The sequence below is a fragment of the Nocardia sichangensis genome (genome assembly GCF_047200615.1).
Taxonomy (GTDB): Bacteria; Actinomycetota; Actinomycetes; order Mycobacteriales; family Mycobacteriaceae; genus Nocardia; species Nocardia sichangensis.
In genome coordinates this window covers 378,345-405,135 of sequence record NZ_JBJZOK010000001.1, presented here as the reverse complement: position 1 = coordinate 405,135, position 26,791 = coordinate 378,345, and the positions used below count along the sequence as shown (strand labels likewise).

Below are 26,791 nucleotides of genomic sequence, written 5' to 3'. Positions count from 1 at the left end.
AAGTCTTGCGGCGGGGTCGTCTCGATTCTTCCGCGTGGGATCGATCACGGTTCGGTTCGCGGGTGTAACGCCGCCCGCTACAGCCCGATAAACAGATCGGCACCGCGCAGTTGCCTGACCCCCGACCCGGCAACTGCGCGGGCCTCTTTGTGTGGTGTACCCGGTTCTTCGCGCGGAATGTGCGCTATGCCCGAGCTGTGGCGAGCACTGTCGGTGTGGACCACTATCGTTGGCAGGGACGCGCAGCGGTGCGGGTCCACAATTCAATCGAACGGGGAGGACGGTTCGTGACGAGCCAGCCGAGCACCGGAGGACGCGGCCCACAGGCTGGTGGCGAAGTCGGATGGCGCCAGCTTCTCGGGGCGGAGCGGCCCCAGGCGGCGGACCGGTCGGTCGCTTGGACCGGCGACGAACAGCTCACCCAGCCTCTGCAAACTACCCGGAGACGGCCCCCGCCACCCGCACCTCGCCGTGCGCCCGCGCGTCGCCCGATCTCGCCCCCGCCGTCGAAACGCCTGGACAGCGCCGTCGTGCGCCGGGTGGGTATCGCGGTGGGCGCGGTGCTGGCGGTCGCCGGTCTCGGCTACGTGGTGGACTGGGTGATGTCCTCGGGCGAGGTCGCGCGTGGCACCGTCGTCGCCGGTGTCGACATCGGCGGCATGGACAAAGCCGCGGCCGATGCGAAGCTGCGCGCCGAACTGGATCCCAGGGCGGGCCGCGAACTGCCGCTGCGCATCGGCGACGTGCAGACCCGCATCGTGCCGAGCGCCGCCGGACTGGCCGTCGACTGGGACGCCACCTGGTCGCGGATCGGGTCCCAGCCGCTCAACCCGTTCACCCGGCTCGCCTCCTTCTTCACCACCCGCGAAGTGTCGATCGTCAGTGCGATCGACGAACCGGCCCTGGATCGCCAACTCACCGAACTGCGGGTGCACGACCGGCCGTCGGTGGAGGGCACCATCACCTTCCGCAATGCCGAACCCGTCGCGGTGCCTCCGGTTCCGGGCCGGGTGCTCGATGTCGCCGCCGCGCGTACGGAATTGGCCGAGCAGTGGGTCGCCGGCGCCACAGTGGACCTTCCTGTCGTCCCCGCGCCGCTGCAGGTGCGTCCGGAGGCCGTGGACAAGGCCCTGCGCGAGATCGCCCAGCCCGCGGTGCGCTCGCCGATCGCGTTCGCGGGCAAGGGCGCCTCGGGCAGGCTCGATCCGGAGCAGATCGCGTCCGTGCTGGCCTTCGCGCCGGACGGGCAAGGCGGTCTCGCCGCGTCGGTGAATCAGGACGCCGCGACCGGTCTACTCGGGCCGCAACTGGCCACCACGGAGGTCGAACCGAAAGACGCGACGTTCGCGGTGGCGGGTGGCAAGGCGTCCGTCGTCCCCGCCGTGATCGGCGACAAGATCAACTGGCCCAAGACCTTCGAACAGCTCACCGCGTTGCTGACCGCGCCGGGCGAGCGGACCGCGCAGGTGGTCTACGAACGGGTCGAACCGAAGCTGACCACCGAGGCCGCACAGGGGCTCGGCGTGGTCGAACCCGTCGGATCGTTCACTACCGGTGGTTTCAGCGGCCCCTCCGGGGTCAACATCCGCACCGTGGCCAAGAAGGTCGACGGCGCGATCGTGAAGCCGGGAGACACGTTCTCGCTCAACGACTTCACCGGTCCACGCGGCACGGCGGAGGGATACGTCGAGTCCGGCATCATCGACCACGGTCGTCCCAGCACCGCCGTCGGCGGCGGCATCAGCCAGTTCGCCACCACGCTCTACAACGCGGCGTATTTCGCGGGTCTCGAGGACGCGGGTCACACCGAGCACAGCTACTACATCTCCCGCTACCCCGCCGCCCGCGAGGCCACCGTCTTCGACGGCGTGATCGACCTGAAATTCCGCAACAACACCCAGACCGGCATCTACATCGAAACCTCGGCGACCGCCACCGAGATCACCGTGCGACTGTGGGGCACGAAGACGGTCGACGTCGAGTCCATCACCGGCGAGAAGACCAAACCGACCGAACCCAACACGGTCACCTTGCCCAAGGGCAAGGACTGCATCGCCTCCGAAGGTGGCCCCGGTTTCACCATCTCCGACACCCGCGTCATCACCGACCACAAAACCGGCCGCGAAGTGTCTCGAAAGACCCGCACGGTGAAGTACGACCCGATTCCGATCGTCAAGTGCGAGTGAGGGAATAGCCCCGAGCACGCGGTTCCCGAATCCGCCCCGCCACGCACCGGAGGGGCGGATTCGTCGTCTTCACAACGGAGTTCGCATCAGCAACACGTTGTACTGGGTGTGCTGGGTGACCACGAAGTAGAGGTCGCGGCCGGTTTGATACGGATAGATCATCGGCGCGTACGCGGTGGGAAGCGCGCGGGCGTCGATGAGGACGCGCGGTTCGCTCCACGGCCCTTCCGGAGCCGGTGCGGTGCGCAGGACGACGCTGTTGGCCGGATCGGTGGTCAACATGACGTACTGGCCCAGATAGTCGTTCCACATCACCGAGAGTTCCGCGACGCCGCCGACGATCGGAGCCGCCGTCTTGGCGTCGGTGGGCTTCCACTCTCTGCCGTCCCAGTATTCGTAGGCGTCGATATTCGCGATATCGCTTTCCTTGGCGCGAGAGACGAATCCGGGATTGTTGCGCCCTGCTGGGGTGCCGTAGCGGTAGACGTAGCCATTCGCCTTCAAGAAGGCGTTCTGCTGGAAGTTCTCGTGGCCGTCGACGTTCGCGCGCCGCGTGTGGGTGAGCTGGGCCCACGTGGTGCCGCCGTCACCGGAGGCGGCGAGGGTGGAGAAGTTGGTGTTCCACTTCCCGTGGTCACCCCATTCGCGCACCGACATCAAGCTCATGTACTGCACGCCGCCCACCGAGATGCCCGCGGTGGGAATCAGGCTGATCTCGATGCCGGGAATCTTGGGGCTGGGTATGGGATTCGGCACCACGTCGTCGAAGATGATGCCGTCGGCCGGATCGTGCCTGGAGCTGCGGAACAGTACATTGCTGGTCCAGGCCCAGATGCTGCCCGCGAGGAGATTCGGGATCCCGATGCCCGCGCTGTCGCCGAAGGCGGTGATCATGCGGCCGTTGCCGTCGTCCCACATGATGCCGAGATCCGTGCCGAGCACGTTGACGTTCTGGGTCCGATTCGGGCTGTCCATGCCGGTCACCTGGAACACCGCTCTGGCAGGCCCGGGCAGGTCCGGCAGGCCGTGAATGCCGTTGATCGCCGGAATCGGAATGACGTTGTTCGGGTCGGCTCCGGCGGGCGTGGCGGCGACCAGCGCCAAGACCGCGGCTAGCACGCCGGCCCCGGTGAGCGCGGACAGCGATCGAGTCATCCGGCAATTCCCTTCCTCTGGGACGCAGTCTGCTCGGTCATTCTGCCCGTTCGCCGCCGCGATGTCGCCTACATCGGTGGGTGGACTCAGCGCGTTCGGCCGATCGTCACCAGCCGGTAAAGCCACCACGGGCGCTCGGGTAGTTCTGGGCTGTAGACCCGCATGCTCATCGATCGGACCCGTCTCGAGGCTGGATCGCGCACCTGCAATCGGCGGCGGGGGAGGTCGGCGGGACGCACTTCGGTGGTCCACATGCGATCCCAATCAGGGGAGCGGCGGCAACGTTCGGCGATCTCCTCGACGCGCTCGCGCGGCGCGAGCGGAGACAGGATACGGAAGGCGTCGACGAGCAGGTGCGCTTCCACGGCCCAGTCCACCATCACCCGGCGGGCCGCCGCGTCGAGGAACATCCACTCCAGCACGTTTCCTCGGGGGAGGGCACCTGGAAAGGCGCGTTCGTAGGCGGAATTGGCTGCCACCAGGTCCTGCGTCGGCATCCGCTGGTAGCAGGCCGGGTCGGGGAGGCTGTGCAGGTCGGCCTGGTCGTCCGGAGTGGGCACGTCGGGGCCGGGTCCGTAGGCGGCCGTGAAAAAATTCGGCAGCGACAGTACGACGATGTGTTTGCGGTACCAGATCGGCACCTCCAGCGCGTCGAACAACTGTTGCAGCAGTGGCTGATTCGGCGCCACCGCGCCTGTCTCGATCTGATCGAGCACCGCTTCGGTGAGCTCGGCCCGCTCGGCGAGATGGGCGGGCGTCAGCCCCGCGGCGAGGCGTCGTTCGCGCAGATAGGCGCCGATGCCAGTTGCGTTGCGCGTCACCTCGGGCACCTCTGCCGACAATTCTCGTGCCGAACTGTGGGAAGCGGGAGGCTCTTGTCGCTCCCCGGGAGCACGCAATCTACCGGAGAGAATCGGCGTCGAGCGGTGATCGAACGTCACGAATCGACAAATGTAGACGACAACGGCCCGGAGAGGATCTCCGGGCCGTTGTGCCGTTGCGGTGGAACGAAGGTCAGAACGCGGCTTCGTCCAGCTCCATGATGTCGTTGTCCAGGTTGGACAGCACCGCGCGGGTGGCGGTCAGCTCCGGCAGGACGTTGCGGGCGAAGAACTGCGCGACCGCGATCTTGCCGTTGTAGAACGCCGCGTCGGCGCCGGTCGCGCCGTTGTCGAGGGCCGCGATGGCGACCTCGGCCTGACGCAGCAGCTGCCAGCCGATGAGCAGGTCACCGACCGAGAGCAGGAAGCGCACCGAACCGAGGCCGACCTTGTACAGCTCGCTCGGCTGCTCCTGGGCGCCCATCAGGTGGCCGGTGAGCGTGGCGGCCATGGCCTGCACGTCCTCCAGCGCGGTGGCCAGCAGCTTGCGCTCGCCCTTCAGGCGGCCGTTGCCCGCCTCGGCGTCGATGAACTTCTGCACCTGACCGGCCACGTGGGCCAGCGCGACGCCGCGGTCACGAGCGATCTTGCGGAAGAAGAAGTCCTGCGCCTGGATCGCGGTGGTGCCCTCGTAGAGCGAGTCGATCTTCGCGTCGCGGATGTACTGCTCGATCGGGTAGTCCTGCAGGAAGCCCGAACCGCCCAGGGTCTGCAGCGACTCGGTCAGGTACTGGTAGGCCCGCTCCGAGCCGACGCCCTTGACGATCGGCAGCAGCAGGTCGTTGACCCGCGCGGCCAGGTCGGCGTCCGCACCGGAAACGTGCTGGGCGACATCGGCGTTCTGGTGAGCGGCGGTGTACAGGTACACCGCGCGCAGGCCCTCGGCGTACGCCTTCTGGGTGGCCAGCGAGCGACGGACATCCGGGTGGTGGGTGATGGTCACGCGCGGCGCGGCCTTGTCGGTCATCTTGGTCAGGTCGGCGCCCTGGACCCGCTCCTTGGCGTAGTCCCGCGCGTTCAGGTAACCGGTCGACAGGGTCGCGATGGCCTTGGTGCCCACCATCATGCGAGCGTGCTCGATGACGTCGAACATCTGCGCGATGCCGTTGTGCACCTCGCCGACCAGCCAGCCCTTGGCCGGGATGCCGTGACCGCCGAAGGTGACCTCACAGGTGGCCGAGACCTTCAGGCCCATCTTGTGCTCGACGTTGGTGACGAACACACCGTTGCGCTCGCCCAGCTCACCGGTTTCGTGGTCGAAGTGGAACTTCGGTACGAAGAACAGCGACAGGCCCTTGGTGCCCGGTCCCGCGCCCTCGGGGCGGGCCAGCACCAGGTGCATGATGTTCGGGAACAGGTCGTCGGAGTCGGCGGAGGTGATGAACCGCTTCACGCCCTCGATGTGCCAGGTGCCGTCTTCCTGCTTGATCGCCTTGGTGCGACCGGCGCCGACGTCGGAACCGGCGTCGGGCTCGGTCAGCACCATCGTGGCGCCCCAACCCTGCTCGGCGGCGATCTCCGCCCACTTCTTCTGCTCGTCGGTGGCGTTGTTGTAGAAGATGTTCGCGAAGCCGGGGCCCGCGGCGTACATGAAGGCGGCGGGCTGCGCGCCCAGGATCAGTTCGGCGATCGCCCAGTACGCGGCGCGCGGGATCGGCAGGCCGCCGAGCTCCTCGGCGATGCCGAGCTTGTCCCAGCCGCCGTCCTGCAGGGTGCGGTAGCTCTTCTTGAACGACTCCGGCAGCGTGACCGTGTGGTTCTCGGGGTCGAAGACCGGGGGGTTACGGTCGGCGTCGGCGAACGACTCACCGAGCGGACCCTCGGCCAGGCGGCGCACCTCGTTGAGCATCTCCTTCACCGTGTCGGTGTCGAGATCGCCGTAGGCGCCGCTGTCCAGGATCGACCCGAGGCCGAGAACCTCGAAGAGGTTGAACTCCAGGTCGCGGACGTTGCTCTTGTAGTGACCCATTGTCAGTACTCACTCTCCGTTGAGTTGGTGCGGTCGGTATGGTTGCCGTTCCCGCCCGTTGTTCGCTCCACCGGGTAGTCGTGCCGGTTTTCCGCATGCTACTCGCGGGTAACTTATGAAACATATTACCGGCCGGTAATGATTGCGCAAAGAGCTGAGCAGGCAATGTGACGCGTTTTACAGTGTTTGATTTGCCGCGCCTTCGCGCGAACGGCGGATGCTCGGTCTCGCTTCGCTCGAAAGACGTGGTCGGGGTGGGCGACGGCCGCCGCTTGCTCCGATAGTCGCAGGTCGATCACGCGGGGAGCGACGGTGCGGCTTCGGGGGGCCGGCGCGGCAGAATGAGCACAATGCTGATCGAGACGAGTGCGGGGCCGGCTGAGGTCGAGCTCGAACAGCCGCGCAGGCCCGCGTTTCTGCTGCTGCTCACGCATGGTGCGGGGGGAGGGGTGGAGGCGAAGGACCTGCTCGCGGTGCGTGACGTCGCGTTGCGGCTGGGGGGTGGGGTCGCGCGGGTGGTGCAGCCGTATCGGGTGGCTGGGCGGCGGGCGCCGGGTTCGGCGGTCAAGCAGGACGAGGCCTGGCTGGAGATCGTCGCGCGGCTGCGCGGGCGCAAGCGCATCCCGGTGATCCAGGGTGGGCGCAGCAACGGGGCGCGGGTGGCTTGTCGTACCGCCGTCGCGGCACGGGTCCGTGGCGTTCTCGCGCTCTCGTTCCCGCTGCATCCGCCGGGCAAGCCGGAGAACTCGCGCCGGGATGAACTGCTCGCGCCGGGAGACATCGAGGTGGTCGTCGTCAACGGGGCGAACGACCCGTTCGGCATTCCCGACCCCGCCGACGCCGCCGAAGTGCGCGTCATCCCAGGACAGCCGCACGCCTTCCGTGCGGGCTTCGACCTGATCGCCGAGACCGTGACTCCGTGGCTGGAGCGCTGGTCCTGAGTCCTATTCGGCCGGTCGGGTGGCGATGACCAGCGCGTCGATGGCGTCGCCCGTTTCGGTGGGCCGGTAGACGCGGTCGGCGATGCGGACGCGCACCTCGCTCGCCGCCGCGAGCGGGCCGAGGTCGGCGACGATGTCGTCAGGGGTGAACAGGATGGCCGGGTCCTGCGGCCCGCCGCAGCCGTCGGTGATGTTGGTGGTGTCGTGGCCGAGTACGAGCAGGGTGCCTTCCGGAGCCAGCAGCCCGGCCGCCGTGCGCACCAAAGCGCGGCGCTGCTCGGCGGGCAGGTGCAGGAAGACCATCAAGACCAGCTCGAACGGTCCGGTGATCCCCGCTTCGTCCAAATCGGTGACGTCGGCGCACTGCCAGGTGATGCGATTGCGGACCGAGCGGGACAGCCGCGACGCCACCGTGCGGCCTTTGTCGATGCCGACTTGTGAGTAGTCGACGGCGTGCACCTGCCAGCCGTGCGTGGCGAGCCACAGGGCGTTGCGGCCCTCGCCGCACGCCAGATCGAGAGCGCGCGGGAACTCCGGCGCATCGCCCTCGGGTGTGGCGGCTTGGAGGGGCGCACGGCGTTCCAACCCGTAGACGTGCTCCACCACGGTGTTGTTCGGCGGTGCGCCCCAGACCAATTCCGTTTGCGCGTAGCGCTCGTCCCAGTCGGCCGCATCCATATTTCGAGTCTATTGATCGGGCCACCCGCGCTTCGTGGGGTTGCCCGAGTCAGTCCGATACCTGCGAGAGCCAGTGCACCGGCGTGGTCTCGCGTACGTGGATCAGCACGTCGAACGCATCGGCGAGCGACGAAAGCCGGATGTTGGCCGTGGCGTCGGCGGCCGGGTCGTAGACGCCGCTGATGGTGCGCAGCTTCGCCGGGCCGGTCAGCCAATCATGGACCGGTTCCGGCGCGGCGGCGTGCAGGTCGACGTAGTAGGCGGGCAGCTCGACTTCGCCCAGCGCGGCGTCCACCAGGTCCGGTTGCGGATTGGGCGCCACGGCCGCGCCGAGGTCGCCGTGATGGAAGCCGATGCCGACGGACACGTATCGTTCGCCCAGCTCAGTGCGCAAATGACTTCCGGTGCCGCGGAATTCGGCCGTACCGAAGACGATCGGAAGGCTGGTGGTGTGCGCGAGGCCGTCCCAGTAGACGATCTTCGCGCCGGTCGAGCGCTGCCATTCCAGCACCGTCTCGGCCGACGGCCGTTCGTCCCTGGCGAACCCTTGGCTCGCGACGCTCTGCCGGTGGAAGTCGCGGATCAGGCGGGCGTGGGTGAGCGCCGAGGCGCGCTCGCCGGTATCCGGCAATGTCGTGAGCAGCTCGAGGGCGTCTTCGGCGTGCTCGGCGAACGGGCGGCCGGGGTGGGTGCCTTGATGGCGCTGGACATGTTCGTCGACTTGATGCGCGGTGCGGATCGGCGCGAGATGCGCCTCGATCGCGGCGAGCCGGTCGGGAGCCGCGCGGCGCACGTAGTCGAGTACCGCGTCGTAGTCGCTCGGTTCGGCACGGGGCGGTTCGACGCCGAAGATCCGCACCGGGTCGTCCGGGTGCGCCAGGTTGTACGCGCGGATCCAGCGCAGCGTGGCCACCGATTCCTCGGTACGCCACGGACGCCAGGCGCCGGCGAGCACCGATTCGGGGTCGCCCGCGCCCGCGGTGACGAACCGGTCCCACCGTTCGCCGGAACGCGCGCTGTCCTGGATGGCCAGTGCGCGGAAGCCGTGTCGTTCGACGAGCCCGCGCAGCAGCCGCTCGCGCACACCGAAAGTCTGGCGGGAGAACCGCGTCGACTCGCCGAGCCCGACCACCGTGGCGGTGGCGAGCCGCGCGATCAGGCCGTCGAGTTCCGTACCGGGCGAGTCCGGATCGGTGCTGTCGATCGCGATGGCGTTGTCGCGCAACCAGGCGCGGATGTCGACGGTGGTGCTGAGCATGGTGCCTCCCGGAAACGTGAACGATCCAACGCGGTGCAGCCTCGTACATAAACCTTTGTTGAGGTCAAGCGCCGCGTCGGATCGCCGGGTTTCCGGTCACAGCGTCGTGCGCATCAGCAGGACGTTGTACTGGCTGTGCACGGTCGTGAGGAAGTACAGATCGCGCCCGGTCTGGTACGGAAAGATGGAAGGCGCGTAGGCGGTGGGCAATTCGCGGGTGTCGATCAGTACTTCGGGATCGCTCCACGGTCCGACCGGATCGGGGGCGCGCCGCATCACCACGGAATTGAATCGATCGGTGGTCAGCGAAATGTATTGGCCCAGATAGGCGTTGTACATCACCGACAGTTCGCCGACGCCGAACATGATGGGCGCGGCGGCGTTCACGTCGTTCTTCCGCCAAGCGTGGCCGTCCCAGTATTCGTATTCGGCGAGATTTCCGATGTCGTGCGCGCGCACGCGGGCGACGTGCGCGGTGTGATTGCGTCCGGACCGCGTGCCGTATTCGTAGATGTACCCGCCGTCGGCGAGGAAGGCGTTCATCTGGAAGTTGGCGTCGCCGCCCTCGTTGTTCCGTCGTGTTTCCGGCAGTTCGGCCCAGGTCTCGCCGTTGTCCCCGGAGACGGCGAGACCGGAGAAGTTGGTGCTCCACTGGCCGACGTCGTCCCAGGTCCGCACGGACATCAGGCTCATGTACTGCACGCCGTCGACGGCGATGCCTGCGGTCGGGATGCGGCTGATCTCCAGGAACGGGATCTTCGGGCTGGCGATCAGATCGCGCGCCTGCCCGAACACGTCGCGCACCACGCTGTCGAAATAGACGCCCTCGGCCGGATCGGTGGTGTGGCTGCGCAGCAGGATATTGCTGCGCCAGGCCCACATGCTGCCCGCGAGCAGATTCGGAAAACCGACGCCTGCGGTGTCGCCGAACGCCGTGAGCATTTCGCCGTGCCCGTTGTCCCACATGATGCCGAGATCGGTGCCGAGGACGTTGTAGGTCTGGGTGTTGTTCGGGCTGGCCATACCGGTCACCTGGAAGACCGCCTTGGTGCGGCCGAGCAGATTCGGCAATCCGGTCGTGCCGTTGAGCACCGGGATCGGATTGATGGCGTTCGGGTTCGCGATGGCGGGTGTGGTCGCCGTGAAGAGCAGGGCCGAGGCGCCCGCCAGCGCCGAGAGCAGGAAGGATGCGGTCTTGATCACGATCTGTGAGCCCTCCGGTTTCTTCCCGAGAGCGGTGCGAAACACGGACGTCCCGCGATACACAGACCCTTCGCAGTGTGCCGCGCACCACTAGTCGACTGGCTGGCAAATCGTGCAAATGGTAGCAGCGGAACCAGTCGCGGGGAGGGTTCTCCAGCAGACTAGCGAATTTGTAGCTAATCCTCGGTAGGACGGCTGCGCGCCTTGCGGAGAATCAAAGGAAGTTGGGTCGCGCGCTCGACGGCCAAGGTTCGCCGGGTGGATGCTTGCCACGACTTCTCGAAGAGTCGTTTGGCGGCGGCGACCGCGTGCGGCGACCGCGTCGCAAGGCGGTCCGCGAGTTTCTCCGCCTCCGCCACGGGGTCCGGCGTCAGCTCGGTGACCAAGCCGATCCGCGCGGCGTAGTCCGCGTCCACTACGTCCGCGGTCATCGTGAGCAAGAGGGCTTTGTCGATGCCGATCAGCCTGGATAGTGTTGCAGCGCCGGTCATATCCGGGATCAGCCCGTGTTTGGCTTCCATGACGGAGAACTCCGCGTCGTGGGTGGCGAAACGGACGTCGGCGGCGAGCGCGAGCTGGAGCCCGCCGCCGTAGCAGCGCCCGTGCACGGCGGCTATCACCGGCACCGGCAGGCGGCGCCAAGCCCAGCACGCCTCCTGGAAGGCATTGGTGCCGCGCCAGGGTAGCGGCACGAAATTCCGAACGATTGCCAATGGATCGCTGATTGCCGCGGAGATATCCAGCCCGCTGCTGAAGCTGGGTCCGTTTCCGGACAGAATGACCGCACGCACATCGCTGCGGTGGGCCACCAGCTTCGCGCTGGCAACCAGCTCGCGGAGCATGTCGATGGTCAGGCCGTTGTGCTTGTCCGGCCGGTCCAGCGTTACGTACGCCCGGTGGTCGTCGAACCGCACTGCGATGTTGGTGCCCATGCTCGGATCTTACTTGTGAGTCAGTTGTCTGGCGCGCACTGTTGCCGCGGCGTCAGGGCTCTGTTCTAATCGGACTCGAGTTACCGTCAACGTTGACGGTTATGGAGCGGAGGTCGCATGCTGCCAGCCGGAATGGACCCGAGGACGCCGGTGCTCGTCGGCGCCGGGCAGGTCGTACACCGACCGGGTGCGCCTGGCCTGCCCGGCCCGGTCGAACTCGCCGCCGAATCCTTGCGCCGCGCGGGCGCCGATAGCGGCGTCGGCGACCGATTGCTGCGTGCGGCCGATGTGATCGCCGCCGTCGCCCCGGTCAGCCGCCCCTACGGCGACCTGGGCGCGCTCGTCGCGGCTGAACTGGGCGTCAGCCCGAGGAGGACCGTGCAGTCGGTGCGTTTCGGCGGTGACGCGCCGCAGCGGCTGCTCAACGCCGTCGCGCAGGCCATCGCCGACGGACGCTCGGAGGTCGCCCTGCTCACCGGAGCCGAAGCGGTGTACTCCGGGAACACGGCCGCCCGCTCCGGCGCGGCGGTGGACTGGCCGGAACAGCCGGACGGCGTAACACCGGACGAGATCGTCGGCTCCGATCGTGGACCGAACTCGGACATGGAAACCGCCGCGGGGCTGTGGGGACCGGTGTACTTCTACGCGCTCATGGAGACGGCCCTGCGCCGCAGGCTGGGGTCGAGCGAAGCCGCGCACCGCGAGCGGATCGGCGGACTGTGGTCGCGGCTGTCGGAGATCGCGGCACGCAATCCGTACGCGTGGCAGCCCGCCGCGCAGGCTGCCGCCGACCTGGCGACGCCGGCGCCCGCCAACCGGATGGTGTCGACGCCGTATCCGAAGCTGCTGATCGCCAACCTGACCGTGGACCTGGGCGCCGGGCTCATCCTGTGCAGCGCGGCGGCGGCCGAGGCCGCCGGTGTGCCGCGAGACCGATGGGTGTTCCCGCATGCAGGCGCCACCGCGACCGACGAATGGTTCGTCTCCGAACGAGCGGACATGTCTCGATCGCCCGCGATCGCCGCGGCGGGGAAGGCGGCGCTCGGCGCCGCGGGAATCGCGATAGACGATGTCGCCCACGTCGACCTGTACTCCTGCTTCCCGGTGGCGGTGCAGATCGCGGCCGAGGAACTCGGCCTGCCGATCGACGATCCGGCCCGGCCACTGTCGGTCACCGGTGGTCTCACCTTCGCGGGCGGCCCTGGCAACAACTACACGACGCATTCGATCGCGACGCTGTCCGGCGTCCTCCGCGCGGACCCCGGCGCATACGGCCTGGCGACGGCGCTCGGTTGGTACAGCACCAAGCACGGCGTCGGGGTGTACTCGGCGAAGCCGCCCGAGCGGCTGTTCCGTGCCATCGAGGCGGATGTGCCGGCGGCGCGGCGGGAACCCGCGCCCGGGTACACCGGTCCGGCCACGGTCGAGGCGTACACCGTCGCCTACCGCAAGGGTCCGGCGCCCGACCGTGCCGACGAGCCGGAAGCCGTTGTGGTGAGCGCACTGACACCGGCGGGGACCCGCATACTGGTCCGGGCGTCGGATGCCGACACCCTCGCGGCGTTCACCGCGGGCGACCCGCTCGGCGCGGACGCCGAGATCGCCGCGGACACGTTCACCCTGCTCACCGAGAGGAGCGCCCGATGAACGACTCGGTCCTGATCGAGCGGCGCGACGCGATCACCGTGCTCACGGTCAACCGTCCCGAGGCGCGCAACGCGATCAACCTGGCCACCGCGCAGGCCATCGAGGCCGCTGTCGACGAGTTCGAAGCCGATTCCGCCGCGCGCGTGCTCGTGCTCACCGGTGCGGGCGGAACCTTCAGCGCCGGAATGGATCTCGTGGCCGCGTCGAAAGGCGAGATGCCGATGACGCAGCGCCGTGGCCCGCTCGGCATCACGGCGAAACCCCCGGCGAAACCGATGATCTCCGCCGTCGAGGGTTTCGCGCTGGCCGGTGGTTTCGAGCTGGCGCTCGCGGGCGACCTCATCGTCGCCGCGCGCGACGCGCAGTTCGGCATTCCCGAAGTCAAGCGCGGTCTGGTGGCGGCGGGCGGTGGCGTGCTGCGCCTGACCCAGCGGCTGCCGCGCAGCACCGCCGCCGAACTCGCGCTCACCGGAGGCCGGATCGGCGCCGAGCGGCTCTACCAGCTCGGCCTGGTCAACCGGGTCACCGAGCCGGGTGCGGCGCTGTCGGTGGCGCTCGAACTCGCGGCCGAGATCGTCGCCGCCGCACCACTCGCGGTGGCCGCGAGCAAGCGCATCATCGACGAGTCGCCGGATTGGCCGGTCGCGGAGGGATTCGCGAAGCAGGGCGAAATCGCGCTGCCCGCGTTGATTTCCAAGGACGCCGCCGAAGGCGCGCTGGCGTTCGCGCAGAAGCGCGAGCCCCAGTGGCAGGGTCGCTGACGGGCGGGCCGGGACACGTCCGGCAGCCGCAGGCGCAGCGCAGGGAGCGCATGCGCACGCGGCTGCTGGACGCGGCGGTGGAGAGCCTGGTCGAGGTCGGTTACGCGGGCACGACCACGCTCGAGGTGCAGAAGCGGGCGGGTGTGCCGCGGGGAACGTTGCAGCACTATTTCCCCACCAGGTCCGATCTGCTCGCCGGCGCCGTCGAGCATGTGGCGCGACGCCGTTTCGACCAGCTGACAAGCGAGTTCGAAGCGATCCCGGACGACGCGGACCGGCTGGAGACGGCCGTCGAACTGACCACGCGGATGCTCAGCGGCCCGTCGTTCTGGGCGGCGCTGGAGATGTGGGTGGGCGCGCGGACCGACCCGGAACTGCGGGCGGCCTTCCTGCCGCTCGAGGTCCGCTTGTTCGAACTGATGCACACCAGCATTCGCGACAGCTTCCGGCGCGAGTTCCCCGACGATCCCCGCGTGCCTACGATCACCGAATTCACCATCGAGATCATGACCGGATCGGCCCTGCGGGTGCTGCTCACCGGGGACGTGTCCCGCAACCGGATTCTTCAGCACCGGTGGGGTAATGCCGTGCGCGTCTTGCTCGGCACGGCATCCGCTGATACGTTGCTCGACCCGCCCGCGGGCTGAACGGACGGGCGTCTAGCGCTGGCGGGTGATCGTCTCGAGCAGCACCTGGGCGCATCCGGCCGGGTCGTCGAAGAACGGCGTGTGCCCGCTGCCGTGCAGCGTGACGTGCTCGGCGTCCGGCAGCACGCTGCGCGCCTTGCGGCTCTGGGTCGCGTAGGTGAGCAGGATGTCGCGGCTGCCCCATGCGATGGTCACCGGAATGTCGGCGAGGGAGTCGATTTCGGGCAGCCGGACATCGGTGAACGAGGCGATCGCCTCGTCGAATCCGGCCGCGTCCGCAGCGCCGATGGCCGTGTCCAGCGCCACCTTCGCATCCAGCGCCCAGGGTTTGCCGAAGACCAGGGAGAGGAAGACGGTCCGGCACGCGGCGGTGCCGAGGACGGACGGCAGGGCGGGCCGCAGTTTGCGCGCCAACGCCCGTGACTTGCCCAGCGACTGCTGACACCACACGCGACCGGCGGTGTCCCAGAAGCCGATCGGGGAGTAGGCGGTCACCGAGCGAGCCAGCCCGCGAGCGCCCAATTCCAGCGTGATCAGCCCGCCCATCGAGTTCCCCGCGAGATGCGGTTGTTCGATCCCCTGCGCGGCGAGGAATTCGGCGAGCGCGTCGGTGAGGTTGGGCACCGTGTTGTGCGCGAGCGGGTGCGTCGAACCGCCGAAGCCGGGCAGGTCGACGGCGATCACTTCGTACGACGCGGCCAGTGTGTCGATGATCGGCTCCCACACCTGCCACCGGCTCCCGACCCCGTGTACCAGCACGAGCGGCTCGCCCGCGCCGACGCGGTGATGGTGCAACGTCGTCATGCGCCAACCCTAACAGCAGTCACCTGTCATCAGTTGGTATCGCGCAGCAGCCGCCGACTGGAGTGGCGGGGCGCAGCTATTTCCGACAGTGCGGGATCGACGCGGCCCGTCCCCGTCCGGGGAGTGATCTAGCTCACTGGCTGTCACAGTGCTTGCTCGCGCGGTGTCTGGATGCCGACACGCTGGATACGAAGGAGTTCCCGATGAACATCGCACTGTGGATCGCGACGGCACTGTTGGCCGCGCTCGCCCTCTTCGGCGGCATCACCAAGGCGTTCGTTCCGCGAGAGAAGCTCGCCGCGTCACCCGGCGGGGAATGGACCGCGACGGCCGGCGACGGCTTCGTCAAAGGTCTGGGCCTCCTGCAGATCCTGGCGGCGGCCGGTCTGATCCTGCCCGCCGTGCTCGACATCGCGCCGGTGCTGGTGCCGGTCACGGCGGTCTGCTGGGTCGGGCTCATGGTCGGCGCGATGATCACCCACGGCCGGCTCGGGCAGTCCAAGTTCGTCGTGCTGAACTCGGTATATCTCGCGGTCGCGGTGTTCATCGCGTGGGGCCGGTTCGCCCTCGAACCTTTCACGAGCTGACGGCCCGGATCGAACGCAGCCAACCACCGAGGAGAAGGGTCGAGAAGATGAGCGACCACGCGACCGAGGCTTTCGTCGCCCACCGCGACCTGTTGTTCACCGTCGCCTACGAGATGCTCGGCTCGTCCGCCGACGCCGAGGACGTGCTGCAGGAGACCTGGCTGCGCTGGGTGAAAGCCGACACCGAACAGGTGGACGACGAACGTGCCTATTTGGTCCGGATCACTACCCGGCAGTCGCTCAACCGGCTACGCACGATGAAGCGCCGCAGAGAGGCATACGTCGGCCCCTGGCTGCCCGAGCCGATGCTCACCGCACCCGACGTCGCCGAGCATGTCGAACTCGCCGAGAACATCTCGATGGCGATGATGCTCGTCCTCGAGACGCTCTCGCCCACCGAACGTGCTGTCTTCGTGTTGCGCGAGGTCTTCGACCTCGGCTACGAGGAGATCGCGGCCGCGGTCGGCAAGAACCCGCCGACCGTCCGCCAGATCGCGCACCGCGCCCGCCGCCACGTCGAGGCCCGCCGCCCGCGTTCGGTGGTATCGCCCAGCCAGACCCGCGCGTCGGTGGAGGCGTTCGGGCGCGCGCTCGAATCAGGGGATCCACAAGGCCTGCTCGACGTCCTCGCGCCGCATGTCGTCCTCATGAGCGACGGCGGCGGTATCAAGCGAGCCGCGCTGCACCCCATCATCGGTGCGGAGAAGGTCGCCCGCTACATCACCGGCGGCACCGGCAAGGTCCAGGCCGAGCTCAGCTGCGAAACCATTCTGATCAACGGACACCCGGCACTGGCGCTGCGCCTGGACGGCGTGCTCGACGGCATCATGGCCTTCCACGTCGAGGACGACCACATCACCGGCCTCTACTTCGTCGGCAACCCGGAAAAGCTGACCCGCGTCGAGTCCGAGACGCCGCTCGCGTTGCGCTGAATATCAGCAGCGCCGTGGCGGCCGCCACACGCTCACCGGCAGCGAGCAGTGCGGGTCGCTTCCGGTGGCGCGCTGGGAATCGCCCAGATCGCGCTGACGCGGTCGTCGCCGAGGGCTGGTGCCGGACCCGGCAATATCGGTAGGATAATTGGTATGGCAACGCGTAAGGTCACCCTTTCGCTGGACGAAGCCGCTTGGTCGTATGCCGAGCAGGCGGCCGCCCGCGCGGGAATGTCGCCGTCGGCTTGGATTTCGAAGGCCGCGCGACGGGAGGCCGTGCGCACCGGGGTCGGTCCGGTGTCGGATGTGACCGCCGAGGCCGCCGCGGACGCGGCCGAACTGGCGGCCGCTGAGGAGGCGATGCGTGCGTCGGGGTGAACTGTGGATCTACAACCCGCATGGTTCGCCGCGCCGCCGAACGGTCGTGCTCATCAGCAGTGACGGCATCAACGAATCGCCGCGCCCCTGGTTGATCGCGGCCGAGGTGCTCGAGGACGATCCGCAGGACATCCTCGCGGTTCCGGTGGAGGAACACGGCTGGGTGCATGCCGGGAACATCGGGCGCATCTTCCGCGGTTGGCTGGCCGAGCGGGTGGACGTGGTGGACACCGACACGCTGGAACGGCTCGACACCGCGTTGCGCGCGGCCATGGACCTCTGAGGCCTCCTGGGCAAAGACCGCGCACGACTACCGCTGAAGGCCGGACGGCATTATGGTGGCCACGCCACCGACAGTGGTCAGTCGAGGAAGAGGAGTCAGGTGCGGATCTGCATGATCGCCGCGGCGCTGATCGCGCTGCCGGTGCTCGCGGCATGCGGCAGCGACAAGGACACGGCGGCGCCCACGGTGACGCAGGCCGATCTCGCCAAGTCGTTGCAGGACAAGGGCCTCAAGAACAAGCAACTGGCCGAATGCGCGGCGAAAGTGTTCGTCGACCAGGGCATTTCGCAGGCCGGACTGCGGATCATGATCAGCGACGAGTACGACACCAAGTCTCCCAACCAGGAAACGCTGGGGATGAGCAAAGAGGACGCGGACAAGGCGCGCGCTGCCAGCGGTCGTATCGCGAGCGAGTGCATGTCGGCGGCTCAGACGCGCTGAGTTCCGGCCCGCCGGGGCGGTCGACGATTCGCGTAGCGAGGCGGTTGATCAGACCGTACGCTGTCGCTACGTCGACGCGGGTGTCGACCAGAAGCCGAGGGTTCGACCGTGTCACAGCCGCCTTTTCCGACATCGCCGAGTCCGGTGGGATCGCCTACCGCGCAACCGATCAGCCCATCCGGTCGCTGGTTCGCGCTGGGTGGCGCGCTGATCGGCCTCGGCGTCATCGGCGGGATCGTCCTCGGCGCTCTCGGCTTCCTGCAGACCTCGGGCCGGATCGACGACTTCCAGCGGGTCAAGGTGCCCGGCTCCGGCATGGTGAACTTGGCGGAGTCCGGCGGCTACACCGTGTACTTCGAGTACGCCGGGGCATCGTCCCGGGGCCCCTCCGGCACGGTCAACCTCCGGGTGCTCGATCCGGACGGCAAGCACCTGGAGTTGCAGAAGTACGACGCGATCATCACGTATTCCTTCGGCAGCCACGAGGGACGGGCCGGGTTCTCGTTCGAGGCCGCGAAGCCGGGCGCCTATCGCGTGACCACGGCGGGTAGTTCCGAGGTGACGGTCGCCATCGGACAGGGTCTCGGCTCGTCGTTCGTCGGCACACTGTTCGGTGCGCTCGCCCTCGGTTTCGGTGGCGTGGTGCTCGGTGTGCTCGTGATCGTGGTGGTGGCGGTCAAGCGAAGTGCGAGCAGGCGCAAGGTCGCCGCGGGATGATTCGCGGGGCGTCCGGCCGAATACTGAGCGCCCGCCGGAGCTTCGCTGATCACAGCGCGACAGTGAGCTCGATTCGCGCGGCCGATCCGGCTTCGAGCCCCTCGGCGACCCGCACCGCTTTCTTCATCGGCAAGACGTAGGTCGCGCGCGACTTGTCCGGAAACAGCGAAGTGGACCACCGGGAGCCGCCGACGACCACATGCACCCGCACGGCGCCGAATCCGCCGGAACGATGGGCGTACCGCTCCTCGATCTCGTCGGCCACGTCTGCGGGCAGCGACACGAAATGCCAAGCGGCATTCCCCTGGTGTTCCCACACTTCCGCCGTGAACGAGTACCGCGAACCAGCCACGTCGCGACTGTAGCGGCGGGTACCGACAGCGGCACCGCGTCGCCCGCGACAGCGCATGTGACTCGGCACCTGCGTCGTCACCGCGCTGTCCAACGCACGCGGACAAGTCGACCTGGCCGCGACCTCGCGCACCTGAGCGGTCGATCTCCCCGCTTCGGCGAGCATTTCGATCGCGCTGCGCGCAACCCGTGAGCGACCGCGCGGGGTGCGCGATGGTGGGCTGATGACGACCACCGAGGCGAAATCCACTACCGATTCCGAACTGGATGCGATCTTCGGCCCGATCTTCGACCGGATCGCCCAGGGCGCCGTGACGCGAGAAATCGATCGCACGCTTCCTTACGACGAGGTCGGACTGCTGCGCGCGGCGAAATTCGGCGCGCTGCGCGTTCCTGTCGAGTTCGGCGGCTACGGCGTCACCGTCCGGCAGCTGTTCCGGTTGCTCATCGAACTCGCCGCCGCGGAATCGAATCTGCCGCAAGCGCTGCGAGTGCACTTCTCGTTCGTCGAGGATCAACTCCTTGCGGAGCAAGGGTCCGAGCGGGAGCGGTGGCTGCGCGCGGTGGCCGAAGGCACGCTGGTGGGCAACGCGATCACCGAACCAGGTGTCGGCGCGGTGGACCGCTACCGCACCACGCTGACCGAGGACGGCGGGCGCTGGCTGCTCAATGGTGTCAAGTACTACAGCACGGGATCGCTGTACGCGGACTACATTCTGGCCGCCGCCGACCGGAACGGTGAGCGCGTCGGGGTGCTGGTGGACGCGAACGCCGAGGGAGTGCGTCAGCACGACGACTGGGACGGCTTCGGCCAGCGGCTGACGGCCAGTGGGACAACGGAATTCACCAACGTAGCGGTACCCGAAGACCGAATCCTCGGTCCCGGCTACGGCGCGCCCGGGCCGACCTACGCGACCTCCTACCTGCAACTGGTCCAGCTCGCTGTGCTGGCGGGCATCGCCAAGCGCGCCGAGCGTGACATCCGGGAGTGGGTCGCGGCGCGTACCCGCGGCTACACACACTCCGCCGCCGACCTGCCGCGGCACGATCCGCTGGTGCAACAGGTGATCGGGCGGCTATCGGCGGCCGCGTTCGCGGCCGAGGCCAGTGTGCTCGCCGTCGCCGACGTGCTCGACGGAGTGCTGGCGGGCGGCGCGAAGGACGAGAGCGCGGTGGTGGCCGCCGAACTCGCGGCGGCCCGGGCCCAGCTCGCCGTCATCGATCTGGTGCTGCCCGCCACATCGCTGCTGTTCGAAGTGGGTGGCGCATCCGTCGTTTCCGAACAGCTGCGGCTGGATCGGCACTGGCGTAACGCCCGCACCATCTCGGTGCACAACCCGGCGATCCAGAAGGCGCGGGCGATCGGCGATCACCTGCTCAACGGCGCCGATCTGCCGTTCGCCTGGAGCGCGGGCGAGCGTACACCGGCCGGAGGAGCCGCGCAGTGACCCGCCGGATCCGGTTCAACGCATTCGACATGAACTGCGTCGCCCACCAGTCCCCGGGGCTGTGGCGGCATCCCGACGACCAATCGCACCGCTACAAGGAGCTGGGCTACTGGACGGAGCTGGCGAAGCTGCTCGAACGCGGCCGCTTCGACGGCATCTTCATCGCCGACGTCCTGGGCACATACGACGTATACGGCGGCAACGACATCGCCGCGCTGCGCCAAGGCGCGCAGATCCCGGTTGCCGACCCGCTGCTGCTGGTCTCCGCCATGGCGGCGGTGACCGAGCATCTCGGGTTCGGCATCACCACTGGCACCGGATTCGAGCACCCGTACCCGTTCGCGCGGCGGCTGTCCACGCTCGACCATCTCACCAACGGCAGGCTGGGCTGGAATGTGGTGACCGGCTACCTGCCCTCGGCCGCACGCAATTTCGGCGCGGCCGACCAGCTCGCCCACGACGAGCGCTACAACCAGGCCGATGAATACCTCGAGGTGCTGTACAAGCTGTGGGAAGGCTCGTGGGAGGACGACGCGGTGGTCCGCGACGCGACCGCGGGCGTCTACGTGGACCCGGCCAAGGTGCACCACATCGGTCATCGCGGCACGCACTACACCGTGCCGGGCATCCACCTGTCGGAGCCGTCGCCGCAACGCACGCCGGTGATCTACCAGGCGGGCGCGTCTCCGCGCGGGGTGCGTTTCGCGGCCGAGAACGCCGAGGCCATCTTCATCGCCGGTCCGTCGAAACGAGTGCTCGCGCAGACGGTTTCCCGGATCAGGGACGCGCTGGCGGCGGCAGGCCGCGCCCGTGACGCCGCGCGCATCTACGCGCTCGCGACGATCATCACCGACGCGACCGACGAGGCGGCGCGGCGCAAGCACGAGGAGTACCTGTCCTACGCCAGTGTCGAGGGCGGCTTGGTGTTCATGTCCGGCTGGATGGGCATCGATCTGTCCCGCTACGACCTCGACGACCCGATCGGCCAAGTCGAAAGCAACGCGATCCAGTCGGCGGTGGCGGCGTTCCAGGAATTCGACGACGACGGGCGGGAATGGACCGTCCGCGACATCGGCAAGTGGGCCGGCATCGGCGGCATGGGCCCGGTCTTCGTCGGTTCCGGGGAGACGGTCGCCGACCTGCTCCAGGAATGGGCCGCCGAAACCGACCTGGACGGCTTCAACCTGGCCTACGCGATCACACCGGGAACGTTCGAAGACATCGTCCGGCACGTCGTCCCGGTACTGACCGCCAGAGGCGCGTACACACCGGAATACACGCCGGGCACGCTACGCAACGCACTGTTCGGCGCGGGTGATCGATTGCCCGCGGATCATCGGGGCGCGAGCTACCGCCTGGGCGGTGCGGGATCGACGGCTCTGCCGGATACGGTCTCGCGTCCGGGGGTGACGGTCGAGGCGAGTACCTGATTTCCGGACGGCGTCACGCCACCCTGCTTCCGGTGGCGTCGGTCGACTGAGGCCTATTGTGGTCTACGTGGTGCCGTACGTCCGCCGACGCCAGGCGGGTCCGGGGTCTGCTCGGACGTATCACTTCCGGACGGAGAAGCGCATGCAAATGTCGAATGACCCGGCACCTCTGCCTCCGAGGTCCGTTGATCCTGAAGCTATCGCGACCGCGATGGGCATTCCGATTGCCGTTCTGCCCTTTGAGTTCACTCTGGAAACCCGGTGCTGGGATGGTTTTGCCGATCTGGCTACTGTCAAGTCGACAAACCCCGTAATCAATGCCGTCACATATGCTGCAGGGACCTCTCTCCGGCAAGGGCTACCGGCAGAATCGGAACGGCTGCCGCTGTTCGCTGCGGAATCGTTGAGCGGACTTGTCTCCCGGTTGCATCGCGGTGACGACGTCTTGGCGATAAGCCTACGAGACGTGATGCGGAGAGTCAGTGCTACCACGTCGGCTGTCACGATCGACGATGTCAACTATCCAGGTATCGAGGCTTCTGCCCACGGCTGCACAATGCGCGCTGCGCAGCCGGCCGACGGCTGTTTCGTCGCAGTGGGTGCGGCGGAGGGGCAGTTGCTGCCGCAATTGGCTTGGGTGTATCCCAGATTCGACCGAAAGTAGGACCGCGGCACCCGCCTGTCGACGACGAGTCGCATACGTTGCGATTGAAGGCAATCAGTTTGCGGTCAAGAAGATTTCGGCTATGGATTCCAACCCTGCGCGGTCGACTTCGTCGAACCGCCCAGGCCGCGGACTGTCGAGGTCGAATACCCCGATCAGCGCATCGTCCCGGACCAGCGGTACGACAATTTCCGAACGTGTATCGGCGTCGCACGCGATGTGCCCCTCGAATGCGTGCACGTCGGGCACGAGCTGAGTGGTTCTGGTTTGCGCCGCCGTGCCACAGACGCCTTTTCCCAGCGCGATGCGCACACACGCGGGTTTGCCCTGGAACGGGCCGACCACCAGTTCCCGACCGTCGTAGAAATAGAAACCCACCCAATTCACATCGGGTAGGGCGTGGAATACCAATGCGGCGAGATTGGCGGCGTTGGCGATGCGGTCGGTCTCGCCCGCGACCAGCGCTTCGGCTTGGGCGACGAGCTGGCGGTACTGCTCGGTGCGGTCTCCGGTCAGGTCGGCGACGACAAACGACATGGCCCGAATGGTACGCGCTGCGAATTCGCTGTCTGCTTATTGATTCTCGGTGATCGCAACACTCTGCGAGCACCGCGCGCCCATCGCATCATCCCTGCATGACTTCGCAGCAACCCGTATCCCGTTCCACTCGTTCGGCCGCGGTAATCGGCGCCGGACAGACCGGCGTCACTGCGGCGCTAGGACTTCTCGACGCCGGTTTCGACGTCACCCTTTACAGTGAGCGCGATCAGCGCGCATTACGCGACGACGTGCCCGCCACCGGCACCGCGCTGGAATTCGGCGAGACCCAGCAGGCCGAGGCCGCGCTCGGATTGGACAGCTACACCGCGCGGGCGCCCCGGCACACCGGCTTGAGCGTACGCATCGCCGGACCTGGCCCCGATCGTCCCGAATTGATCCAATTCGACGGCCATTTCGACGGATACGTCGGCGTCGCGGTGGACACCCGGCTCAAGGCCGACGAGCGGCTCACCGCGTTCCTGGAGCGCGGCGGCCGGTTCGCGGTCGAGCAAGTGACGCCGGAGACGCTCGACGGTATCGCCGCCGCCAACGACCTCACCCTGGTCGCGACCGGCCGCGGCGGGCTGTCGGACCTGTTCCCCGTCGACGCGCAGCGCACGCCCTACGACGCGCCGCAGCGGTCCTTGCTCACCGTCGTCGTCACCGGGATCGGCCACGACGAAGATGTTTTCGCGCATCGCAGCGTGGCGGGCGGCGCGCACAGCGGCTTCTCCATCCTCGCCGACCAAGGCGAGGGCTGGTGGGGCCCGTACCTGCACAAGGACGCGGGGCCGAGCTGGGCCTTCCTCGGCTGGGCGCGGCCCGGCAGTGACTGGGAGAAGCGATTCGCCGGGGCCGACTCCGCCGAGTCGGCGCACCGGATCGTGCAGGACCTCTACCGCGACTACATCGAGTGGGACCTGCCGGAGGTGCTGGCCACCGAGACCATCCCCGAGGATCCGCACTCGTGGCTGAAGGGCGCGGTGCGCCCGGTCGTGCGGTCGGGGGTCGGGCGCACCGCGGGGGGCCACGTGGTCGCCGCGCTGGGTGACACCGCCATCGCCTACGATCCGATCGCCGGGCAGGGCGCGCAGAGCGGCCTGATCCAGGCGCAGCGGCTGGTCGCGGCGGCCGCCGTGCACGAAGGACCATTCGACGAGGCGTGGATCGCGCGGCAGTACGCCGCGTTCCTCGCCGCGCGCGCGGATGCGGCGAACAAGGTGACCAGGCTGTTCCTCAGCGATCCCGAACTGGCCGAGGTCGGCAACGCGTTCTTCGCCGCGGCGGCCGTCGACCCGGCGTTCGCTTCGGCGCTGGTCGGCCTGCTGCACCGGCCGCAGCCGTTCCTGCCGGTCGACTCGCCGGAAGCGGTCAACGAGTTCATCACGCGGGTCACCGGCGAGGACGCCGCCGCACTACTGGGCCGGTTCGCGCCCGCGGGCAAGTTCGCCAGGTCGAGCTACTCGCCCGCGCTCGCCGACGCCTGATCCGAATCGCGCAGATTCAAAACCTCGTCCCGACCGGGGGCCGGTGCTGGAGTGGAAGGAGCGCCGGACGCACGCGTGGCGTCCGGCCTCCGATCCGACGGCTACCCCCGATAACCATGGAGCAGCTATGACCACGGAGCAGATCGCCGAGCAGATCCGGTTCGCCTACTGGGTGCCCAACGTCAGCGGGGGACTGGTCACCAGCGATATCGAACAACGCACCAGCTGGGATTTCGAGTACAACAAGAAGCTCGCGCAGACCGCCGAGAACAACGGCTTCGATTACGCGCTGTCCCAGGTGCGCTACACCGCCTCCTACGGCGCGGAGTACCAGCACGAATCGACCTCGTTCAGTCTCGCGCTGCTCGGCGCGACCGAGCGGCTGAAGGTCATCGCGGCCGTGCATCCCGGGCTGTGGCATCCGGCGGTACTGGCCAAGTTCGGCGCCACCGCCGACCACTTGTCGAATGGCCGGTTCGCCATCAACGTCGTGTCCGGCTGGTTCGCCGGTGAATTCACCGCGCTCGGCGAGCCGTGGCTCGAGCACGACGAGCGCTACCGGCGCAGCGCCGAATTCCTCGAGGTGATCCGCAAGATCTGGACCGAGGACAACGTGAACTACGGCGGCGACTTCTACCGCATCCGGGACTTCACCCTGAAGCCGAAGCCGCTGAACACCCCGGAGCGGCCGAATCCCGAACTCTTCCAGGGCGGCAACTCGACCGCCGCACGGCGCAACGGCGGCCGCTACGCCGACTGGTACTTCTCCAACGGCAAGGACTTCGACGGCGTCACCGAGCAACTCGACGACCTGCGCGCCGTCGCCCGCGCCCACGACCGCGAGGTGAGATTCGGGCTCAACGGCTTCATCATCGCCCGTGATACCGAGCGGGAAGCTCGCGACACCCTGCGCGAGATCGTCGAGAAGGCGAACAAGCCCGCGGTGGAAGGCTTCCGCGACGCGGTGCAGCAGGCGGGCGCGTCCACCAAGGACCGCAAGGGCATGTGGGCCGATTCCACGTTCGAGGACCTGGTGCAGTACAACGACGGTTTCCGCACCCAGCTGATCGGCACGCCGGAGCAGGTGGCCGAGCGGATCGTCGCCTACAAGCAGCTCGGCGTCGACCTGATTCTCGGCGGCTTCCTGCACTTCCAGGAGGAGATCGAGTACTTCGGCGCGAAGGTGCTCCCGCTGGTGCGTGAGCTGGAAGCCGCGCAGCGGCCCGTCGCGGCGGTGAACTGATGACCGCGGTCGCCGCCGATCGCATCCTGTCGGCGGCACAAGCGTTCGCGGTCGCACAGCGGCTCGCGGCGGACTTCGCGCCGGGAGCCGCCGAACGCGACCGGGAGCGCGCGCTGCCGTACGCGGAGGTCGATCGGCTGGCGGCCAGCGGTCTGCTCGCGATCACCGTCCCCGCCGCGCACGGCGGCGCGGATCTGCCGCCCAGCGCGGTCGCGGAAGTGACGCGGATTCTCGCCACGGCCGACCCCAACATCGCGCAGATCCCGCACAGCCACTTCGTGTATGTGAACCTGCTCCGGCTCGCGGGTACGGCCCAGCAGCAGGAGCGGTACTTCGGGCGGGTGCTCGACGGCGGGCGCATCGCCAACGCGCAGTCCGAGCGCGGCGGCGCGACCGTCGCCGACATCGCAACCACCTTGCGGCCGGTCGATGATCGATTCCGGGTGGACGGCGCGAAGTACTACTGCACCGGCTCGCTGTTCGCCGATCTGTTCGCGGTGCTGACCCGGCTGGACGACCCGGAGGGGCGCAGCGGTCTCGAACCCGGGGAGTACATCGTCTACCTGCCCGCCAACACTCCCGGCGTGCGCGTCGTGGACGACTGGAACGGGATCGGGCAGCGCACCACCGGTAGCGGAACGGTGTCGTTCGACGGTGTGCTCGTCGATCGTGACCAGGTGATTCCCCGCTCCGGCGCGGTGCGCGCACCCACCGGCTATGGCGCGTTCGCCCAGTTGCTGCACGCCGCCATCGACACCGGCATCGCCCGAGGCGCCCTCACCGCGGCAACGGAATTCGTGCGCACGAAGAGTCGTCCGTGGTTCGAGGCGGGGGTGGCGAACGCGGTGGACGACCCCCTGTTGATCCAGCGCTTCGGTGAATTGTCCGTCGCGGTGACCGCCGCCGAGGCGACGCTCTCGTCGGCCGGATGGGCATTGGACGCGGCTATCCGGATCGATCCGAGCGCCGCGAACATCGCCCAGTCGTCGCTGGCCGTAGCGACCGCCAAGATACTCGCCGACCGCGCCGCCAACGACGTGTCCGCCGCACTGTTCGAGGTCGGCGGAACGCGCAGCGCGGCGGCGGATCTCAATCTGCACCACTTCTGGCGCAACGCGCGCACGCACACCCTGCACGATCCGGTGCGCTGGAAATACCAGCACATCGGCAGGGCCCTGCTGCACGACGCCGCGCCACCGCTCCACGGTGTGATCTGAAAGGAGACGAA

General features: G+C 68.2%; 27 protein-coding genes. 17 read left to right on the top strand and 10 right to left on the bottom strand.

Annotated elements, in window-relative coordinates; genetic code table 11:
• Nucleotides 1-530: 530 nt before the first annotated feature.
• Nucleotides 531-2,186 carry a VanW family protein gene (locus ACL03I_RS02185; protein WP_355071370.1) on the top strand — a complete coding sequence of 552 codons (1,656 nt, stop codon included), beginning with the start codon at nucleotides 531-533 and terminating at the stop codon, nucleotides 2,184-2,186.
• Between the two features lie 69 nt (nucleotides 2,187-2,255).
• Here ACL03I_RS02185 and ACL03I_RS02180 read toward each other — a convergent pair whose 3' ends face one another.
• The 3 genes from ACL03I_RS02180 to ACL03I_RS02170 form a co-directional block, all read right to left on the bottom strand.
• A complete protein-coding gene (locus tag ACL03I_RS02180; protein ID WP_412805043.1) occupies nucleotides 2,256-3,341 on the bottom strand; it encodes a DUF4185 domain-containing protein in 1,086 nt (361 codons plus the stop codon).
• Between the two features lie 86 nt (nucleotides 3,342-3,427).
• Nucleotides 3,428-4,162 (bottom strand): helix-turn-helix domain-containing protein, encoded by a 735-nt coding sequence (locus tag ACL03I_RS02175; RefSeq protein WP_356962954.1) that lies wholly within the window; start codon nucleotides 4,160-4,162, stop codon nucleotides 3,428-3,430.
• Between the two features lie 193 nt (nucleotides 4,163-4,355).
• On the bottom strand, nucleotides 4,356-6,191 hold the full coding sequence (locus ACL03I_RS02170; RefSeq protein WP_355071375.1) for an acyl-CoA dehydrogenase: 1,836 nt from the start codon (nucleotides 6,189-6,191) through the stop codon (nucleotides 4,356-4,358).
• Nucleotides 6,192-6,541: 350 nt separating this feature from the next.
• On the opposite strand from ACL03I_RS02170, the gene ACL03I_RS02165 reads away from it, so the two are divergent.
• The gene (locus ACL03I_RS02165) at nucleotides 6,542-7,132 is read left to right on the top strand and encodes an alpha/beta hydrolase family protein (protein ID WP_355071377.1); all 591 of its coding nucleotides are present in this window, start codon (nucleotides 6,542-6,544) and stop codon (nucleotides 7,130-7,132) included.
• Nucleotides 7,133-7,135: 3 nt separating this feature from the next.
• Here ACL03I_RS02165 and ACL03I_RS02160 read toward each other — a convergent pair whose 3' ends face one another.
• The 4 genes from ACL03I_RS02160 to ACL03I_RS02145 form a co-directional block, all read right to left on the bottom strand.
• A complete protein-coding gene (locus ACL03I_RS02160; RefSeq protein WP_355071379.1) occupies nucleotides 7,136-7,810 on the bottom strand; it encodes a class I SAM-dependent methyltransferase in 675 nt (224 codons plus the stop codon).
• Between the two features lie 49 nt (nucleotides 7,811-7,859).
• Nucleotides 7,860-9,068 (bottom strand): erythromycin esterase family protein, encoded by a 1,209-nt coding sequence (locus ACL03I_RS02155; RefSeq protein ID WP_412805042.1) that lies wholly within the window; start codon nucleotides 9,066-9,068, stop codon nucleotides 7,860-7,862.
• A 96-nt stretch (nucleotides 9,069-9,164) separates the two neighbouring features.
• The gene (locus tag ACL03I_RS02150) at nucleotides 9,165-10,271 is read right to left on the bottom strand and encodes a DUF4185 domain-containing protein (RefSeq protein WP_379249290.1); all 1,107 of its coding nucleotides are present in this window, start codon (nucleotides 10,269-10,271) and stop codon (nucleotides 9,165-9,167) included.
• A 176-nt stretch (nucleotides 10,272-10,447) separates the two neighbouring features.
• Nucleotides 10,448-11,203 (bottom strand): crotonase/enoyl-CoA hydratase family protein, encoded by a 756-nt coding sequence (locus ACL03I_RS02145; RefSeq protein ID WP_412805041.1) that lies wholly within the window; start codon nucleotides 11,201-11,203, stop codon nucleotides 10,448-10,450.
• 117 nt (nucleotides 11,204-11,320) lie between these two features.
• Between ACL03I_RS02145 and ACL03I_RS02140 the strand changes: the two genes are divergently transcribed.
• The 3 genes from ACL03I_RS02140 to ACL03I_RS02130 are packed head-to-tail and all read left to right on the top strand — an operon-like array spanning nucleotide 11,321 to nucleotide 14,258.
• Nucleotides 11,321-12,850, top strand: coding sequence for a thiolase C-terminal domain-containing protein (locus ACL03I_RS02140; RefSeq protein ID WP_412805040.1), 1,530 nt, complete (start codon nucleotides 11,321-11,323; stop codon nucleotides 12,848-12,850).
• Nucleotides 12,847-13,611, top strand: a complete 765-nt coding sequence (locus tag ACL03I_RS02135; RefSeq protein WP_356962945.1) for a crotonase/enoyl-CoA hydratase family protein — start codon at nucleotides 12,847-12,849, stop codon at nucleotides 13,609-13,611. The genes ACL03I_RS02140 and ACL03I_RS02135 overlap by 4 nt, the downstream gene beginning before the upstream one ends.
• Nucleotides 13,596-14,258, top strand: a complete 663-nt coding sequence (locus tag ACL03I_RS02130; protein WP_412805039.1) for a TetR/AcrR family transcriptional regulator — start codon at nucleotides 13,596-13,598, stop codon at nucleotides 14,256-14,258. Before ACL03I_RS02135 ends, ACL03I_RS02130 begins: the two co-directional genes overlap by 16 nt.
• Before the next feature lie 12 nt (nucleotides 14,259-14,270).
• On the opposite strand, the gene ACL03I_RS02125 is transcribed toward ACL03I_RS02130, so the two are convergent.
• Complete coding sequence (locus ACL03I_RS02125) at nucleotides 14,271-15,062, bottom strand: alpha/beta fold hydrolase (RefSeq protein ID WP_412805038.1); 792 nt, start codon at nucleotides 15,060-15,062, stop codon at nucleotides 14,271-14,273.
• Nucleotides 15,063-15,265: 203 nt separating this feature from the next.
• Here ACL03I_RS02125 and ACL03I_RS02120 point away from each other — a divergent pair, with 203 nt between their 5' ends.
• The 6 genes from ACL03I_RS02120 (at nucleotide 15,266) to ACL03I_RS02095 (ending at nucleotide 18,400) form a co-directional block, all read left to right on the top strand.
• Nucleotides 15,266-15,649 (top strand): DoxX family protein, encoded by a 384-nt coding sequence (locus ACL03I_RS02120; RefSeq protein WP_355071393.1) that lies wholly within the window; start codon nucleotides 15,266-15,268, stop codon nucleotides 15,647-15,649.
• Nucleotides 15,650-15,696: 47 nt separating this feature from the next.
• Nucleotides 15,697-16,581 (top strand): RNA polymerase sigma-70 factor, encoded by an 885-nt coding sequence (locus tag ACL03I_RS02115; protein ID WP_412805037.1) that lies wholly within the window; start codon nucleotides 15,697-15,699, stop codon nucleotides 16,579-16,581.
• Between the two features lie 153 nt (nucleotides 16,582-16,734).
• Nucleotides 16,735-16,959, top strand: coding sequence for a hypothetical protein (locus ACL03I_RS02110; protein WP_063016531.1), 225 nt, complete (start codon nucleotides 16,735-16,737; stop codon nucleotides 16,957-16,959).
• Nucleotides 16,946-17,242, top strand: coding sequence for a hypothetical protein (locus tag ACL03I_RS02105; protein WP_355071396.1), 297 nt, complete (start codon nucleotides 16,946-16,948; stop codon nucleotides 17,240-17,242). Before ACL03I_RS02110 ends, ACL03I_RS02105 begins: the two co-directional genes overlap by 14 nt.
• Before the next feature lie 111 nt (nucleotides 17,243-17,353).
• Nucleotides 17,354-17,683 (top strand): hypothetical protein, encoded by a 330-nt coding sequence (locus ACL03I_RS02100; protein ID WP_245562771.1) that lies wholly within the window; start codon nucleotides 17,354-17,356, stop codon nucleotides 17,681-17,683.
• Between the two features lie 144 nt (nucleotides 17,684-17,827).
• Complete coding sequence (locus ACL03I_RS02095) at nucleotides 17,828-18,400, top strand: hypothetical protein (protein WP_412805036.1); 573 nt, start codon at nucleotides 17,828-17,830, stop codon at nucleotides 18,398-18,400.
• 49 nt (nucleotides 18,401-18,449) lie between these two features.
• On the opposite strand, the gene ACL03I_RS02090 is transcribed toward ACL03I_RS02095, so the two are convergent.
• Nucleotides 18,450-18,752, bottom strand: coding sequence for a DUF1905 domain-containing protein (locus tag ACL03I_RS02090; RefSeq protein WP_355071400.1), 303 nt, complete (start codon nucleotides 18,750-18,752; stop codon nucleotides 18,450-18,452).
• A gap of 223 nt (nucleotides 18,753-18,975) precedes the next feature.
• On the opposite strand from ACL03I_RS02090, the gene ACL03I_RS02085 reads away from it, so the two are divergent.
• The 3 genes from ACL03I_RS02085 (at nucleotide 18,976) to ACL03I_RS02075 (ending at nucleotide 22,293) form a co-directional block, all read left to right on the top strand.
• Nucleotides 18,976-20,199, top strand: coding sequence for an acyl-CoA dehydrogenase family protein (locus ACL03I_RS02085; RefSeq protein ID WP_412805035.1), 1,224 nt, complete (start codon nucleotides 18,976-18,978; stop codon nucleotides 20,197-20,199).
• Complete coding sequence (locus ACL03I_RS02080) at nucleotides 20,196-21,629, top strand: LLM class flavin-dependent oxidoreductase (protein WP_412805034.1); 1,434 nt, start codon at nucleotides 20,196-20,198, stop codon at nucleotides 21,627-21,629. The genes ACL03I_RS02085 and ACL03I_RS02080 overlap by 4 nt, the downstream gene beginning before the upstream one ends.
• Before the next feature lie 211 nt (nucleotides 21,630-21,840).
• Nucleotides 21,841-22,293, top strand: a complete 453-nt coding sequence (locus ACL03I_RS02075; RefSeq protein WP_412805033.1) for a hypothetical protein — start codon at nucleotides 21,841-21,843, stop codon at nucleotides 22,291-22,293.
• A 54-nt stretch (nucleotides 22,294-22,347) separates the two neighbouring features.
• Here ACL03I_RS02075 and ACL03I_RS02070 read toward each other — a convergent pair whose 3' ends face one another.
• On the bottom strand, nucleotides 22,348-22,830 hold the full coding sequence (locus ACL03I_RS02070; RefSeq protein ID WP_412805032.1) for a GAF domain-containing protein: 483 nt from the start codon (nucleotides 22,828-22,830) through the stop codon (nucleotides 22,348-22,350).
• Nucleotides 22,831-22,928: 98 nt separating this feature from the next.
• On the opposite strand from ACL03I_RS02070, the gene ACL03I_RS02065 reads away from it, so the two are divergent.
• The 3 genes from ACL03I_RS02065 to ACL03I_RS02055 all read left to right on the top strand — a co-directional run bounded on the left by ACL03I_RS02065 (nucleotide 22,929) and on the right by ACL03I_RS02055 (nucleotide 26,780).
• A complete protein-coding gene (locus tag ACL03I_RS02065; RefSeq protein WP_355071420.1) occupies nucleotides 22,929-24,320 on the top strand; it encodes a styrene monooxygenase/indole monooxygenase family protein in 1,392 nt (463 codons plus the stop codon).
• A gap of 127 nt (nucleotides 24,321-24,447) precedes the next feature.
• Nucleotides 24,448-25,563 carry a dimethylsulfone monooxygenase SfnG gene (gene sfnG / locus ACL03I_RS02060; RefSeq protein ID WP_355071422.1) on the top strand — a complete coding sequence of 372 codons (1,116 nt, stop codon included), beginning with the start codon at nucleotides 24,448-24,450 and terminating at the stop codon, nucleotides 25,561-25,563.
• The gene (locus ACL03I_RS02055; RefSeq protein ID WP_412805031.1) at nucleotides 25,563-26,780 is read left to right on the top strand and encodes an SfnB family sulfur acquisition oxidoreductase; all 1,218 of its coding nucleotides are present in this window, start codon (nucleotides 25,563-25,565) and stop codon (nucleotides 26,778-26,780) included. The genes sfnG and ACL03I_RS02055 overlap by 1 nt, the downstream gene beginning before the upstream one ends.
• The last annotated feature ends 11 nt before the right edge of the window (nucleotides 26,781-26,791 follow it).

Excerpts from the sequence above, each read along its gene's own strand:
- ACL03I_RS02180 (WP_412805043.1), bottom strand. The coding sequence starts at position 3,341 with ATGACTCGATCGCTGTCCGCGCTCACCGGGGCCGGCGTGCTAGCCGCG.
- ACL03I_RS02170 (WP_355071375.1), bottom strand. The coding sequence starts at position 6,191 with ATGGGTCACTACAAGAGCAACGTCCGCGACCTGGAGTTCAACCTCTTC.
- ACL03I_RS02165 (WP_355071377.1), top strand. The coding sequence starts at position 6,542 with ATGCTGATCGAGACGAGTGCGGGGCCGGCTGAGGTCGAGCTCGAACAG.
- ACL03I_RS02160 (WP_355071379.1), bottom strand. The coding sequence starts at position 7,810 with ATGGATGCGGCCGACTGGGACGAGCGCTACGCGCAAACGGAATTGGTC.
- ACL03I_RS02155 (WP_412805042.1), bottom strand. The coding sequence starts at position 9,068 with ATGCTCAGCACCACCGTCGACATCCGCGCCTGGTTGCGCGACAACGCC.
- ACL03I_RS02145 (WP_412805041.1), bottom strand. The coding sequence starts at position 11,203 with ATGGGCACCAACATCGCAGTGCGGTTCGACGACCACCGGGCGTACGTA.
- ACL03I_RS02140 (WP_412805040.1), top strand. The coding sequence starts at position 11,321 with ATGCTGCCAGCCGGAATGGACCCGAGGACGCCGGTGCTCGTCGGCGCC.
- ACL03I_RS02135 (WP_356962945.1), top strand. The coding sequence starts at position 12,847 with ATGAACGACTCGGTCCTGATCGAGCGGCGCGACGCGATCACCGTGCTC.
- ACL03I_RS02125 (WP_412805038.1), bottom strand. The coding sequence starts at position 15,062 with ATGACGACGTTGCACCATCACCGCGTCGGCGCGGGCGAGCCGCTCGTG.
- ACL03I_RS02120 (WP_355071393.1), top strand. The coding sequence starts at position 15,266 with ATGAACATCGCACTGTGGATCGCGACGGCACTGTTGGCCGCGCTCGCC.
- ACL03I_RS02115 (WP_412805037.1), top strand. The coding sequence starts at position 15,697 with ATGAGCGACCACGCGACCGAGGCTTTCGTCGCCCACCGCGACCTGTTG.
- ACL03I_RS02110 (WP_063016531.1), top strand. The coding sequence starts at position 16,735 with ATGGCAACGCGTAAGGTCACCCTTTCGCTGGACGAAGCCGCTTGGTCG.
- ACL03I_RS02100 (WP_245562771.1), top strand. The coding sequence starts at position 17,354 with ATGATCGCCGCGGCGCTGATCGCGCTGCCGGTGCTCGCGGCATGCGGC.
- ACL03I_RS02085 (WP_412805035.1), top strand. The coding sequence starts at position 18,976 with ATGACGACCACCGAGGCGAAATCCACTACCGATTCCGAACTGGATGCG.
- ACL03I_RS02075 (WP_412805033.1), top strand. The coding sequence starts at position 21,841 with ATGGGCATTCCGATTGCCGTTCTGCCCTTTGAGTTCACTCTGGAAACC.
- ACL03I_RS02070 (WP_412805032.1), bottom strand. The coding sequence starts at position 22,830 with ATGTCGTTTGTCGTCGCCGACCTGACCGGAGACCGCACCGAGCAGTAC.
- ACL03I_RS02065 (WP_355071420.1), top strand. The coding sequence starts at position 22,929 with ATGACTTCGCAGCAACCCGTATCCCGTTCCACTCGTTCGGCCGCGGTA.
- sfnG (WP_355071422.1), top strand. The coding sequence starts at position 24,448 with ATGACCACGGAGCAGATCGCCGAGCAGATCCGGTTCGCCTACTGGGTG.
- ACL03I_RS02055 (WP_412805031.1), top strand. The coding sequence starts at position 25,563 with ATGACCGCGGTCGCCGCCGATCGCATCCTGTCGGCGGCACAAGCGTTC.